This window comes from Phenylobacterium sp. (assembly GCF_016793225.1).
Lineage (GTDB): Bacteria > Pseudomonadota > Alphaproteobacteria > Caulobacterales > Caulobacteraceae > Phenylobacterium.
In genome coordinates this window covers 1-12,789 of record NZ_JAEUMN010000126.1, presented here as the reverse complement: position 1 = coordinate 12,789, position 12,789 = coordinate 1, and the positions used below count along the sequence as shown (strand labels likewise).

Annotated in this window: 16 protein-coding genes; 11 read left to right on the top strand and 5 right to left on the bottom strand. The window is 72.1% G+C overall.

The genetic code is table 11. The annotated features are described in order from the left end of the window. The first annotated feature begins 37 nt into the window (after nucleotides 1–37). Entirely contained in the window at nucleotides 38–718 is a 681-nt protein-coding gene (locus JNK30_RS14940) for a PEPxxWA-CTERM sorting domain-containing protein (RefSeq protein ID WP_293483303.1), read from the top strand. Between the two features lie 328 nt (nucleotides 719–1,046). On the opposite strand, the gene JNK30_RS14935 is transcribed toward JNK30_RS14940, so the two are convergent. Then, a complete protein-coding gene (locus JNK30_RS14935) occupies nucleotides 1,047–1,661 on the bottom strand; it encodes a nitroreductase family protein (protein WP_293483302.1) in 615 nt (204 codons plus the stop codon). Between the two features lie 81 nt (nucleotides 1,662–1,742). Between JNK30_RS14935 and JNK30_RS14930 the strand changes: the two genes are divergently transcribed. The 3 genes from JNK30_RS14930 to JNK30_RS14920 all read left to right on the top strand — a co-directional run bounded on the left by JNK30_RS14930 (nucleotide 1,743) and on the right by JNK30_RS14920 (nucleotide 3,696). Next, a complete protein-coding gene (locus JNK30_RS14930) occupies nucleotides 1,743–2,357 on the top strand; it encodes an NUDIX hydrolase (protein ID WP_293483301.1) in 615 nt (204 codons plus the stop codon). Between the two features lie 28 nt (nucleotides 2,358–2,385). Next, the gene (gene cysE, locus JNK30_RS14925) at nucleotides 2,386–3,213 is read left to right on the top strand and encodes a serine O-acetyltransferase (protein WP_293483299.1); all 828 of its coding nucleotides are present in this window, start codon (nucleotides 2,386–2,388) and stop codon (nucleotides 3,211–3,213) included. A 276-nt stretch (nucleotides 3,214–3,489) separates the two neighbouring features. Beyond that, on the top strand, nucleotides 3,490–3,696 hold the full coding sequence (locus JNK30_RS14920; protein WP_293483298.1) for a DUF3126 family protein: 207 nt from the start codon (nucleotides 3,490–3,492) through the stop codon (nucleotides 3,694–3,696). Nucleotides 3,697–3,708: 12 nt separating this feature from the next. Here the strand turns inward: JNK30_RS14920 and JNK30_RS14915 are convergent, their stop codons facing one another. Further along, nucleotides 3,709–4,458: an SDR family oxidoreductase gene (locus JNK30_RS14915; RefSeq protein WP_293483297.1), complete on the bottom strand. Its 750-nt coding sequence runs from the start codon at nucleotides 4,456–4,458 to the stop codon at nucleotides 3,709–3,711. A gap of 66 nt (nucleotides 4,459–4,524) precedes the next feature. On the opposite strand from JNK30_RS14915, the gene JNK30_RS14910 reads away from it, so the two are divergent. Next, nucleotides 4,525–5,121, top strand: a complete 597-nt coding sequence (locus JNK30_RS14910) for a Crp/Fnr family transcriptional regulator (RefSeq protein WP_293483296.1) — start codon at nucleotides 4,525–4,527, stop codon at nucleotides 5,119–5,121. A gap of 208 nt (nucleotides 5,122–5,329) precedes the next feature. Here the strand turns inward: JNK30_RS14910 and JNK30_RS14905 are convergent, their stop codons facing one another. After that, nucleotides 5,330–5,881 (bottom strand): SOS response-associated peptidase, encoded by a 552-nt coding sequence (locus tag JNK30_RS14905; RefSeq protein WP_293483294.1) that lies wholly within the window; start codon nucleotides 5,879–5,881, stop codon nucleotides 5,330–5,332. Nucleotides 5,882–5,928: 47 nt separating this feature from the next. Continuing rightward, a complete protein-coding gene (locus JNK30_RS14900) occupies nucleotides 5,929–6,576 on the bottom strand; it encodes a helix-turn-helix domain-containing protein (protein ID WP_293483293.1) in 648 nt (215 codons plus the stop codon). Nucleotides 6,577–6,636: 60 nt separating this feature from the next. Here JNK30_RS14900 and JNK30_RS14895 point away from each other — a divergent pair, with 60 nt between their 5' ends. From JNK30_RS14895 to JNK30_RS14885, 3 genes are read left to right on the top strand one after another with little or no spacing between them, the layout of a single operon-like run. Next, nucleotides 6,637–6,870, top strand: a complete 234-nt coding sequence (locus JNK30_RS14895) for a hypothetical protein (protein WP_293483292.1) — start codon at nucleotides 6,637–6,639, stop codon at nucleotides 6,868–6,870. Next, complete coding sequence (locus JNK30_RS14890) at nucleotides 6,867–7,064, top strand: hypothetical protein (protein ID WP_293483291.1); 198 nt, start codon at nucleotides 6,867–6,869, stop codon at nucleotides 7,062–7,064. Before JNK30_RS14895 ends, JNK30_RS14890 begins: the two co-directional genes overlap by 4 nt. Continuing rightward, nucleotides 7,064–7,633 carry a hypothetical protein gene (locus JNK30_RS14885; RefSeq protein WP_293483289.1) on the top strand — a complete coding sequence of 190 codons (570 nt, stop codon included), beginning with the start codon at nucleotides 7,064–7,066 and terminating at the stop codon, nucleotides 7,631–7,633. The genes JNK30_RS14890 and JNK30_RS14885 overlap by 1 nt, the downstream gene beginning before the upstream one ends. On the opposite strand, the gene JNK30_RS14880 is transcribed toward JNK30_RS14885, so the two are convergent. Continuing rightward, nucleotides 7,630–8,301: an alpha/beta family hydrolase gene (locus tag JNK30_RS14880; RefSeq protein WP_293483287.1), complete on the bottom strand. Its 672-nt coding sequence runs from the start codon at nucleotides 8,299–8,301 to the stop codon at nucleotides 7,630–7,632. The two genes, JNK30_RS14885 and JNK30_RS14880, sit on opposite strands and share 4 nt — an antisense overlap. Nucleotides 8,302–8,347: 46 nt before the next feature. Between JNK30_RS14880 and ligD the strand changes: the two genes are divergently transcribed. Genes ligD through JNK30_RS14865 form a run of 3 tightly spaced genes read left to right on the top strand, consistent with a single transcriptional unit; the run spans nucleotide 8,348 to nucleotide 12,786 of the window. Next, nucleotides 8,348–10,807 (top strand): DNA ligase D, encoded by a 2,460-nt coding sequence (gene ligD / locus JNK30_RS14875; protein WP_293483285.1) that lies wholly within the window; start codon nucleotides 8,348–8,350, stop codon nucleotides 10,805–10,807. A 7-nt stretch (nucleotides 10,808–10,814) separates the two neighbouring features. Next, nucleotides 10,815–11,720 (top strand): Ku protein, encoded by a 906-nt coding sequence (locus JNK30_RS14870; protein ID WP_293483283.1) that lies wholly within the window; start codon nucleotides 10,815–10,817, stop codon nucleotides 11,718–11,720. Between the two features lie 4 nt (nucleotides 11,721–11,724). Beyond that, the gene (locus JNK30_RS14865; protein ID WP_293483281.1) at nucleotides 11,725–12,786 is read left to right on the top strand and encodes a tetratricopeptide repeat protein; all 1,062 of its coding nucleotides are present in this window, start codon (nucleotides 11,725–11,727) and stop codon (nucleotides 12,784–12,786) included. Nucleotides 12,787–12,789: the final 3 nt, after the last annotated feature.

Below are 12,789 nucleotides of genomic sequence, written 5' to 3'. Positions count from 1 at the left end.
GGTTCGCCGGGCCGCTCGAAGATGGGGGTTCAGATCGATGTCCAGGTCACTCGCACCGCTGGTCGCCGCCGCGCTGCTCGCCCTTCCCGCGGCGCCCGCCGCCGCCGACGTCATCGTCGACACGGGCGAGGTGCACTTCCCCTCCGCCGTATGGGCGCTCGGCGCGTTCGCCTTGGCTCATCCCGCACCGGACCACATCGGGCTCGCCGCAGCGTTCACCCTGTCGCAGACCACACGCATCACCGACTTCGAGAGCTTCTTCTCGCTCAACCCGGTGGCGCAGTCGGTCCACATGGGGATCGCCGACAGCCTCGGGGCGGTTCCCGGCAGCGAGATCTTCTCCGCCCAGATCGACATCCCTCCGGAAGACGTCCCCTTCGGCTACGGCTGGCACGGGGTGCACGGCGCGAACGTGGTCCTGGGCCCCGGCGAGTACTGGATCACCTTCGAGGTCCGGGAGGACGACAAGTACGAGGGCGGCCTTGCCTTCTTTGCGCCGAACCCGACCGTGAAGGAGGCCACCCACCGCCGCTCGACCGGGACCTGGAGCGCGACGAACGACCTCGACTTCTCGCTGCGAGTTTTCGGCGACCCGCTGGGGGCCGTGCCGGAGCCCTCGACCTGGACCCTGATGATCGCCGGTTTCGGCGCGACCGGCGCGGCGATCCGTCGTCGGCGACGCCAGCCAGCCTGTCGGGCGATCCGAGCCGACAGATGATCCTCGGCCCGCACTGAATTGCCGAGGCGCGGCGAAGGTTGTCGGGCGAGTCCAAGACCGAGTCTTCCAAAGCAAAGCTTGAGTATGTGCGGCCTTGGGGACTGTCGGTGCGCGTGTTCACCGTGCCGGACGCCAGTTGATCGGCGGGTCGCAGATCGACGGGGGCTGTTGCAAACGCGGGCCAGAAGCCTAGAGTTGACTTTGCCCAACTCTCCTCGGGCGTGTCACCTCAGGCCGGGCGGCGCGGTGCGTCGTCCGGCCGTCGTGTTTCCGGGCCGTCGTGTTTCTCGGGCCGTCGTGTTTCTCGGGGCGCGTATCTCCCGCGCCGTCAGGGCGCCCAATGCGTCACGAGGGGGTCCAGCGCGGCCCGCTCGCGTTCGAGAGGCGGCTCGCGGGGCGTTCCCAAGAGGATGACGCCGGCGATCCGTTCGCCGGCCCGCACGCCGAAGACCTCCGCGGCCTCGGGGTCGTAGCTGTACCAGTCGGTGATCCAGTTCGCGCCGTAGCCCATGGCCAGCGCGCCATAGAGCAGGTTCGCGCAGACGGCCCCGGCCGAGAGCACCTGTTCCCATTCGGGGATCGCCGCCCCCGCGCGCGGCGCGGAGACGACCACCACCGCCAGAGGCGGGACCGCGAGCTTGCCCAGCTTCGTGATGAGGGCGGCGTCGCCGCGCGCCTCGGCGACCACGGCCAGCCGGGCGACCAGGGCCGCCTTGGCGACCGCCGCCACGACGATGAAGCGCCAGGGCGAGAGCTTGCCGTGATCGGGAACCCGCGCGGCGACGCGCAGGAGATCGGCCAGTTCCTCGGCCGACGGGGCCGGCTCGACGAGGGTGAGCGCCGACGTGGAGCGGCGCAGCGCCAGGAACCGGAGCGCCTCGGGCGACGGCTGGAGCGGCAGGGTGTCGCCGAACGCGGGCGGCGCGGGGAGCTTCGAGGGCAAGGGACCGGTCCGGCGCTTGAGGGGAGACGGGAGGCTCTTTATGGGGACGGCCGAGCCGGCGGCAAGCCAAGGGACAGTTCGATGGGCGAAAAGCCGGCCTGGCTGCGGGCGCATGGGACGCCGTGGGTGCGCGGACCCGAACGCGTGGTCTACGACAACCCCTGGATCCGCGTGACCGAGTACGCCGCCACGGCGCCGACCGGCGCGGCGGCCGTGTACGGCCTGGTGGGCTACAAGAACCTGGCGATCGCGGTCCTGCCGCTGTTCGACGACGGAACCACGGTGCTGGTGGGGCAGCACCGCTTCCCGGCCATGGACTACAGCTGGGAGATCCCGGAAGGCGGCGGGCCCCTGGCCGACGATCCGCTCGCGAGCGCGCAGCGCGAACTGGCCGAGGAGACCGGTCTCGCGGCCACGGACTGGCAGGTGATCCTGACCGCGCAGCTCTCGAACTCGGTCAGCGACGAGCGGGCGATCGGATACCTCGCGACGGGGCTGCACGCGGCCGGCGACGGGCGACACGCCGACGACACCGAGGCGTTGGAGCAGGCGCGCGTCCCGTTCCGCGAAGCGTTCGACGCCGCGATGGCCGGCGATTTGCAGGACATGCTGACGGTGGCGATGCTGCTGAAGGCCCACCATATGGCTCGTGAAGGGCTTCTGGCGCCGGCTTTGGCCGCCGCTATGTTAGGGTAGGGAGAACCCAATGGGTCGAGAGGACGCCATGAGCCAGCGCCTTGAGGTCGTCGATGTCACCGCCCCGCCCCCGGTGTGGGCGGCGCTGCGCAACGAGGCCTACGCCGCCGCCAAGTCGGAGGCGGCGCTCGCCAGCCTGCTGGCGGCGGTCATCCTGAACCACGATACGCTGGGCGACGCGCTGAGCTACCAGCTCGCGCGCAAGCTGGGCGACCAGGAGCTGCGGGCCATGAGCCTGCGCGACACCATCGAGGAGGCCTACGAGTCGCAGCCCGACATCGTGGCGACCGCCGAACTGGACCTGAAGGCGGTGTTCGAGCGCGATCCTGCCTGCAAGGGCTACGTGCAGCCGTTCCTGTTCTTCAAAGGCTTCCTGGCGCTGCAGACACAGCGCGTGGCGCACTGGCTGTATGGCGAGGGCCGCGAGACGCTGGCCTTCTACCTGCAGAGCCGCACGAGCGAGCTGTTCCAGGTGGACATCCACCCCGCCACGCGCATCGGCAAGGGCGTGTTCGTCGACCACGGCACCGGCATCGTCATCGGCGAGACGGCGGTGATCGGCGACGACGTCTCGATGCTGCAGGGCGTGACCCTGGGCGGCACGGGCGCCGAGCGCGGCGACCGGCACCCGAAGATCGGCAAGGGCGTCCTGCTGGGCGCCGGCGCCAAGGTGCTGGGCAACATCCAGATCGGCGACTACGCCAAGGTGGCCTCGGGTTCGGTGGTGCTGAAGGACGTGCCGGCCGGCTGCACCGCGGCCGGCGTGCCGGCGCGGCTGGTGAACTGCCCGACCTGCGAGGAGCCGGCGCGGACCATGGACCACACCCTGCCGATCATCCCGGACTATTCGATCTGACGTCGGCGAGACCCGGGTTCCCCGGGTCTCGTTGGACCCGCGAGGGCCAGCCCGCGCGGCTCCTGACCGCGACGGGACGCGAGAACCACGGACGGTACGGAAGGGCGCCTACCGCGCCTGGGCGAACTGCAGTGACCCCGGGGCCACGAACCGGCGATCACGCCTGACCGCGGGGCGCCGGTGCGGACGCGGGAGGCTGCCGTCCGCGTTATCCGTGGTTCCTTCTTCCGGCTCGCTGATCTAGAAGGTCGCCCGTACGAACCCAGGAGCGTTGGCGTGGACGAGAAGACCATCCGCAGGATCGAAGGCCATCTGCGTGGCACCTTCGCCAACGCGCGGATCAACCTCGTGCCGCGTCCCAAGCAGAAGGACTCCGCCGAGGTCTATATCGGCGAGGAATTCATCGGCGTGGTGTTCCAGGACGAGGACGAGGACGGCTCGTTCATGTTCGAGATGGCCATCCTGGCCGAGGACCTGCCGTAGGCCTGCCGGGGATCAGTCGTCCCGCAGTAGCCGGTAGCCGAGGCCGGGCGCGAGACGCAGCAGCGGCGGCAGGGCCGCGGCCTTTCCGACGTAGATTTCGCCCCGGCCGGCCTTGAGGCCCTCGAGCAACCCAAAGGCGGCCGCATCCGGGCTGAGCTTGCCGGCGCCGCGCCCGCGCGTCATGTCGGTGTCGACCAGCGGCAGGACGGCTTCGGCCACGTGGACATGCGGCGCGGCGTCCTCGCACTGGTAGCGCAGCGCCCGGGTGAACGCCCGGACCCCCGCCTTGGTCGCGCAGTAGACGGGCGCCGACCGCTTCGGCGCCAGCGCAAGGCCGCTCGTCACGTTGACGATCGCGGCGCGGGGCCGGCTCGCGAGGTGCGGCAGCAGGCCGGCGCATAGGGCCACCACCGCCTCGAGGTTGATCGTCATCTCGGCGCGGAGGTCGCCGAGGCGGGCGGCCGCCTCGCCACGGACGAAGTCGCTCGCCACCTGCACGCCGGCATTGTTGATCACGACGGACAGTTCGGGATGCCTCGAGAGCAGGGTCGCCACGGCCGCATCCACGTCCTCGCGGCGGCCGAGGTCGAGGGGCCAGGGCGTGAGGCGGCCCGCGGCGTCCCGGGCCGCCTCGGCCAGGCGATCGGCGTCCCGCGCCAGGGCGATGACATGGGCGCCCTCGGCCAGCAGGCGGCGGGTCAAGGCGGCGCCCACGCCCCGTGTGGCCCCGGTGACGAGGACAGTGGCGTTGCGAAGGTCCATGCCGCGCTCCCGAAATCGAAGATGCAAATGGCCACGGCGCGCGGGTTGCCCGATTATCCGCGGTTAATGCGCGACCGGACTTCCGCTCTTTCGCAGCGTCTTTCGACCATCGCCGGCGGGCCGCTGCCCGGCGCAGAGGATCTCGACCGGAAGGTCCTCTCGCGCAGGTACAAGCCCGGCGAGCATCTGTTCCACCAGGGCGACGCCGACGGGCATGTCCGGCTGGTGATCTGCGGCCTGGTGAAGCTGGTCTACGAGGATGCGAAGGGGAGGGCCTTCACGAAGTCGATCGTGGAGGGCGGCGACATCTTCGCCAGCATGGCGGCGTTGGCGGGCGAGGGGGCTAGCTTTAGCGCGGTGGCCCTCACGGCGGCCGAGGTCGAGCAGGCGCCCTGGAGCGAACTGCAGCGGCAGGCGGCGCGCCACCACGCCTGGGAAACGGCGTCGCGCCGGTTGTTCATGGACTATGCGCGGCGCAAGGAGGCCCGCGAGTTCGAGTTCCTGACGCTCTCGGCCGCCGAGCGCTGGACGCGGCTGACCCGGGAGCGGCCGGCCCTGGTGCAGGCGGCGCCGCAGGCCGAGCTCGCCGCGCTGATCGGGGTCACGCCGGTGGGGCTGAGCCGGCTGAAGGCGCGACTGCGGCGGTGTGGCTTGGGGGACTGAGCGCGGGGTGACGGCGAAAGGCAAAGCGCTCTCCCTTCAGCTGTCATCCCGGTTTCCGCGTGAGCGGAAGACCGGGACCCATACGCGCCTGCATTGAAGGTGATGACGCGGCGGCGGCGGTTGGGGATGTGCCTGGGACGCCGAGTCTATGGGTCCCGGTCTTCGCCGGTGGCGAAACCGGGATGACAGGGGAAAGGCAAAGCGCTCTTCAGCGCACCTGGGTCACCTTCAGGACGCCCGCGGGGAGGGGGGCGATGGGGGGCTGGGGCTGGGCGGTGTCGAGCCAGGCGGCCCAGTGCTGGCGGGGCAGGATGACGATCTGGCGGTCGTGGTATGGCGCGATGTCGGGGCCGGGCGGGCAGGTGAGCAGGGTGAAGCGGTCGTCGCGGATGAGGCCGGCGATGGCGAAGAAGCCCCCCTCGGCCGCGGTGAACAGCCACTTGGACTTGGGCGCCTTGGCGCCGGTGAACTCGAAGAACCCGTCCGCCGGGACGAGGCAGCGGCCCGAGCCGAAGGTGCGGCCTTCGGAGCGGAAGTTGATGACGGGTCCGCGCGGGCCCGGGAAGCCCCAGCGGAGCTGCGAAAGGCGCCCGCCGCCGCCGGGCCGGCCGGCCAGCAAGTAGGCCGGGTCCGTGGGCCGGATGGAGGCGCGGGGCTCGAGGTTCGGCGCGCCACCCTCCCAGTCGATGGGCACGCTGAGTTGGCTGAAGGCCTCGAGCAGGTCCTGGAGCGAGTTCTCGAACCGGAATTCGTTGCACATGAAATATACGGACTCCGGTCGAAGCGGCGCTGTATCTTAGATGCAGATCAGGCGGCGCCGCGGATGATCCGGCGGGCCTGGAATGGCGGGATGATCGCGGTGATGTGCGCGGCCCAGCGGAGCCGGGCGTCCCGGCGCATGGGGCCGGCGATGCTCTCGAGGTCGTAGAGGCCGGGCCGAGATCCGCGCAGCAGCCGCTTGACCAGCACCTCGTCGGTCTCGACCTCGACCACCACGACCTGGCCCAGCATGTCGGGCGTGGGCGCGGTGCGCTGGTCCTCGAAGTAGATGAGGGCGCCGTCGTCGGCGAGGCCGCGCATGGAGTGGCCGACGACGCGCAGCGCCCGCGCCCGCTCGGTCCCCCCGGGCGGGATCGGCGCGATCTCCGCCGGGTCCTGCCCGAGGGCGAAGAGGACCACGCCCTCGGGATTGGCGCCCACATGCCCGATCACCGGGACGAACTCCGCCGCGGCCCCCGCGGGCGCGGCGGCGCCGGTCGCGTCGTAGAGCCACTCGGCCGTGACGCCGAATGCGGCCGCGTACGCCTTGGCCCGCCGGTAGGAGAAGGGCGCGTTGCCGTTCTCGTTCGCCGCATAGGTGTTGCGGCTCCAGCCGAAGGCGTCCGCCGCGGCGGCGGCGGTGTCGAACCCCCGCTCGATGCGGGCCTGCCTGAGGCGCTCGGCGCGTCCGTCCATGGCTGTAGATTACATGTCATCGCATTTGACTCAAGCCGATGTAGAATATATACAGAACGCATGGTGAACAGACATCAGGAAACGTACTCCGTGCTCCGCTGCGGCGGCGCGACCCCGGCGCGAGCCTGCGCTGAGACCGGCGTCAGATCCGGACGTGGATCGTGGCTGGAAGCCGGGTTCCAGGCCGGACTGGGCGTCGCCGACGGGCGCGCGATCCGGCCGCGGTTCGCAGGCCACGCCGAGCACGTGGCGGCCGTGCAGGCGGCCGGCGGCTATCCGGTGCTCGTCCGATGAGCCGGGATGGCGACGCCGCCACGCTGGTGGCCGGCGCCCTCGGCCGACGCAAGCCCGGCGAGCGCGGGCAGTTCCTGCGCGAGCTGCTGGCGCATACGGCGGCCGGGCTGGTGGTGATCGAGGGCGAGGCGGAGGCGTCGGAGGCGGTCTACCGGCTGGCCGACGCGGTTGTGGCGCGGGGACTGAAGCTGTGATGCGCAGGGCGAAGCTGAGACCGGAGGACGTCGCGCGCGAGCGGATGATCCGCCAGGAGCGCCAGCGCAAGGCGCAGGCGCACGCCGCCGCCGTGGAGGCGGGCGTCGCCGAGACCGTGGCGCTATCGCGGGCGCGGGGGGAGGCGATCGCCGAGCCGGCGGCGGGGCGGCGGGGCCAGCCTTACCGCCGGCAGAGCGGGCTGGACTGGCTGGCCGCGAAGGGCCGCATCGGCGCGGACCGTCTGGCGGCCGGGCAGCGCTACGGCGCGGCGTACCGGCGGGTGAAGCTGGAGAAGGCGATCCCCTCGACCCTGGACGTGCGCGTGCGCGGCGAGTTCGTCCCGCCGGCGCTGGAGGACGTGCTGGCGCGAGGCGAGGGCACGGAGGCGGCGCGCCGGCGGCTGCTCGAGTTTCGCCGGCGGCTGTGGCGGCAGCCCGACCTGGTGGCCGCCTGCGACCTGATCTGCGGCGAGGAGAAGACGCCGCGCGAGGCGGCGGCCGGCGATCCGCGGGAGGCGGCGCGGCTGGAGGCGCTGCTGAAGGTGGCCCTGGACGTCCTGGCGGCCTAGGGCTGGCCGGTCATCCAGGCGGCGGCCCGGTCGAGCAGCTCGGCCATGACGTCGGCGTCCTTGCGGCCCGTGCGGGCCGGGACGTGGAAGCTGTGGTCCGCCGCCTCCGCGAGCACGAGCGTGGCGCGCGGGCCGAGGTCTTCGACGACGGGGCGCAGCAGGGCGAGGTCGGCCAGGGTGTCCGCCGAGCCCTGCAGGAAGAGCATGGGGACCTCCACGGCCTTCAGGTGATCGGCGCGGTCCACGCCCGGCTTTCCGGCCGGGTGCAGCGGAAAGGCGAAGAAGACCAGGCCACGCACGTCGGCCAGCGGCGCGGCGGCCTGGGCCTGGGACGTCATGCGCGCGCCGAACGAGCGGCCGCCGGCGAAGAGCGGAAGGCCCTGCGCACGGCGGGCGGCCTCGACCGCGGCGGCGCGCACGGCGGCGTGGGCGACCCGCGGCGGGTCGGGACGCCGGCCGCCCTTCTCCATGTAGGGGAACTGGTAGCGCAGGGTCGCCACGCCGCGCGCCTCCAGGCCGTCGGCGACGACGGCCATGTGGCGATGGGTCATGCCGGCGCCCGCGCCGTGGGCGAGGCTGAGCACGGCCCGGGGCGAGGGCGGCGATTGCCAGAGGGCGGAGACGGTCTGGCCGTCAGGAAGGTCGAGGGCGAGCGGTTCGGCGGGCATGGCGCGACCATAGACGATCCCGCCACGCCCCGGCATGGTCGGCGCGATGGCCGATCGGCTCGACAGCTACCGCGCCAAGCGGCGCTTCTCGGCGACGCCCGAGCCGGCGGGCGGGCCGGGCGGCGGGGCGTCGGACGCGCCCATCTTCGTCATCCAGAAGCACAAGGCCCGGCGGCTGCACTACGACCTGCGGCTTGAGATGGGCGGGGTGCTGAAGAGCTGGGCGGTGCCGGAGGGGCCCTGCCTGGACACCAAGGTCCGCCGCTTCGCCAAGCTGACCGAGGACCATCCCCTCGAGTACGGATCGTTCGAGGGCCGCATCCCGGAGGGCAACTACGGGGCGGGCAATGTCATCATCTGGGACCGCGGGACCTATGTGACGCTGAAGGACCCCGAGCAGGGGCTGGCCGACGGCGAGATCAAGTTCCGGCTGCTGGGCGAGAAGCTGTCGGGCGGCTGGACCCTGGTGCGGCTGAAGGGCGACGGGACCGACTGGCTGCTGATCAAGGAGCGGGACCCGTCGGCGCGCCCGATCGAGGACTACGACGTCCTTGTGGAGGCGCCGGACAGCGTGGTCAGCGGCCGGTCGGTGGACGAGCCCGAGCCGGCGCCGAAGCCGCGCAGGACCGTGAGGAAGGCGGCGCCGGGCAGGATCGAGGGCTCGGTGGCCGCTTCCCTGCCGGCGAAGTGGAAGCCGCAGCTGGCGACGCCGGCGGACGCCGCGCCGAAGGGGCCGGGCTGGATCCACGAGATCAAATACGATGGCTATCGCACGCTGGTGTTCGTGGACCACGGCCAGGTGCGGATGATCACCCGCAACGGCGTGGACTGGACGCACCGCTACGCGGCCGTGGCCAAGGCGTTCGAGCGGCTGCCGTGCCGGACGGCGATCCTGGACGGCGAACTGGTGGTGCAGGACCCGCGCGGCGTGGCGCGGCTGGACCTGCTGGAGCAGGCGCTCTCGGCGGGCGACAGCCACGCCATGACCTACTTCGCCTTCGACCTCGTGCACCTGGACGGCTACGACCTGTCGGGCGCGAAGCTGATCGATCGCAAGCGGGCGCTGGAGGGGCTGCTCGCGCCGGTGGCCGATCCCCGCTCGCAGATCCAGATCAGCGACCACTTCGAGGGCGAGGGCGACCAGCTGTTCGCCGAGGCCAGCCGGCTGGGCCTGGAGGGCATCGTCTCGAAGCGCGCGGACAGCCGCTACGTGCAGCAGCGGTCGGCCAACTGGCTGAAGGTGAAGCGGGTCGAGATCGATGAGTTCGTGGTCATCGGCTTCCTGTCGAACATGCCGAAGAACGCCTCGTCGCTGGTGCTGGCGGAGGACCGCGGCGGCGAGCTGGAGTACGCCTGCCGCGTGGGCTCGGGGATCGGGGAGGACCTGGCGCGCGAGATCTACCGGGCGCTGGAGCCGCACCTGCGGGCTAAGCCGGTCGTGCCGGTCCCGCCGACGCCGGGCGCCAGGTGGGTGGATCCGGCGTGGAAGGTGGAGGTGGGCTACCGCAGCCGTTCGCGGATCGGCGCGCCGCGGGCGCCGACGCTGATCTCCATCGCGCCCTGGAAGCCGCAGCCGGCGGCGCGGGCGGTGAAGCCCCGGCTGGTCAGCGACCGCGACCTGGCGGCGATCCACCTGACCAACCCGCAGCGCGCGTTCTCGGACACCGGCGTCACCAAGCTGGACGTGGCGATCTACTACGCCCGCGTGGGCGACTGGCTGCTGCCCGAGGTGCTGCGCCGGCCGGTGACGGTGATCCGCTGCCCGAGCGGGGACCTGAGCGAGCTGTTCTACCAGCGCCACGCGTTCAACGGCCTGCCGCCGGGCCTGGAGACGGTGGAGCTGTCGGACGAGGAGGGGCGGGCGGCCTTCATCGCCATCACCGAGCCCCGGGGATACCTGGGCCTGACCCAGTTCGGCGCCGTGGAGTTCCACCTGTGGGGCTGCCGGATCGACGACCCCGAGCACCCGGACCGGATCGTGCTGGACCTGGATCCGGACGAGAGCGTGCCGTGGAGCCGGGTCTGCGACGGCGCGGAGGTGCTGCGCGACCGGCTGCAGGCGCTGGGGCTGACGCCCTTCCTGCGCACCACGGGCGGCAAGGGCCTGCACCTGGTGGTGGCGCTGACGCCCGGGCGGCACGACTGGGCGACGGTGAAGGGCTTCTCCGAGGCGGTGGCGCGGGCGGCCGCGGCCGACAGCCCCAGCCTGTTCACGGCGGTCTCGGGCAAGGAACGGCGCAAGGGCAAGATCTTCGTGGACTACATCCGCAACGCCCGCGGCGCGAGCGCGGTGGCCTCGTACTCTCTGCGCGCCCGGCCGGGCTTTCCGGTAGCCACGCCCATCGCCTGGGACGAGCTGCGGAAGTTGTCGGGAGGACACACCTTCGACCGTCTTTCAGTGGTCCGGCGGCTGGAGACCTTGGCCGCGGACCCGTGGGATGGTCTAGTATCGAGTAGTTCAGACCTTACGACTAAGATGCTCCGCGACGTTGGGATGAAGAGGTAGGTTCCGCATGGCCGGTCGGGCGAGCTGGAAGGGTTATCTCAAGCTCTCGTTGGTGTCGTGCCCGGTGAAGCTCTTCCCGGCGACGTCGGCGAGCGCGGGCAAGATCAGCTTCAACCTGCTGCACAAGGACACGCTGAACCGCGTCCAGCAGAAGTACCACGACCCGGAACTGGGCGAGATCGACCGCGCCGACCTGGTGAAGGGCTACCAGTTCGAGAAGGACAAGTACGTCGTCGTCACGGCCGAGGAGCTGGACGAGATCGAGATCGAGTCCTCGAAGACCATCGACATCGACGGGTTCGTGGACGCCGCCGAGATCGACCCGATCTACTTCGACTCCACCTACTACCTCGCGCCCGACGGCCCGATCGCCGAGGAGACGTTCGCCGTCATCCTCGAGGCCATGCGCCGGGCCGACAAGGTGGCCATCGCCCGCATCGTCCTGTCCGGCCGCGAGCGCCTGGTGGCGATCCAGCCCATCGAGGACGGCTTCCGGCTGACCACGCTGCGCTCGGCCAAGGAGATCCGCGAGGCCTCGGGCGCGCTCGAGAAGCTGAACGCCAAGTACGGCGACGACATGCTGGCCATGGCGGGGCAGATCATCGCCTCGAAGCAGGCGACCTTCGCCCCGGCGGCCTTCGAGGACCGCTACGAGGAGGCGCTGCTGGCGCTGGTGAAGTCGAAGATCGCCGGCGGCCAGCCGGTGATCACCAAGGCGCCCGAGCGCGGCAATGTGGTGAACCTGATGGACGCGCTGCGCCGCTCGATCGAGGAGGAGCGCCGGCCGCCGGCGCCGAGCCTCGGGAAGGCCGCGAAGGCGGCCGGGGGGAAGGCTTCGGCCGCGGGCAAGGCTCCGGCGAAGGCGACGGCCGCCAAGGCGCCGCCGAAGAAGCGGGCGCCCGCCGCTTCCTGACCCGATGGATGTGCGTGACCGCGCGATCGCCCTCTACGGCCGGTTCCAGGCGGGCGCGCGCGAGCGGCTGGCGGGCGAGATCGAGGCCCGTGGCGGCGTCGTCGCGCGCGACCTGACGCGGCGGTCCGACGCCCTGGTGGTGGGCGAGCTCGCCACCGCGCTCATCGATTCCGGCGCGCTCCCGCAGCGGATCGGGGCGGCGCGGGCGCGCGGGGTCCCGGTGCTGGGCGAGCGCTCGTTCGCGGCGGCCCTGGCCGGCGAGGCGGCGACCGAAGCGACGCTGCCGCTGGCGACGGCGCTGGCGGGCACGGCGCTCTCGGCGCAGGACGCCCAGGTGCTGGCCGCCTTCGACCTGATCGGCCTGGACGGCGACCGGACGCGCTTCGGCGACGCGCAGCTGATCCGCACCGCGGCCGACCTGATGTCGGGCGGCCGCACGCTGGGCGGCGTCGTGCGGATCCTGGCCCGCGCGCGGGACCTGTCGCCGCGGGGCCGTTACCGGATCGTGCTGACGCCCGCGGGCGACGCGGCGCTCAAGTGGGCCGACGGGCTGACGACCCTGGAAGGGCAGGGGCAGCTGGCGTTCGACGAGGCTCACGCCACGGTGGACGACCTGTTCGAGGCCGCGGCCATGGCCGAGGCCGAGGGCGACCTGGAGGCGGCGGCGCATCTCTACGACCTGTGCGCCCGGGCCGATCGCCGCGACGCCATCGCGCCCTACAACGAAGGCAACATCCGGCTGGCCCAGGGCGCCTTCGACCAGGCGCGGCTGGCCTACCAGCGGGCGCTGGGGCGCGACCCCCGGTTCGTGGAGGCGCGCTACAACCTGGCCCAGGCGCTGGACGCGCAGGGCCGTTCGGAGGCCGCCGCGGGCGAGCTGGCCCGCGTGCTGGAGACCGATCCGCGCCACCCGGACGCGGTGTTCAACCTGGCGCAGCTGCGGATGAAGGCCGGCGCGCTGGGCGACGCCGCGGCGCTGTACGAACGCTACCTCGCCCTCGACCCGCCGGAGGACTGGGCGCGGACGGCGCGCCGGGCGCTGCGGTACTGCAGCGGGCAGGCGTGATCG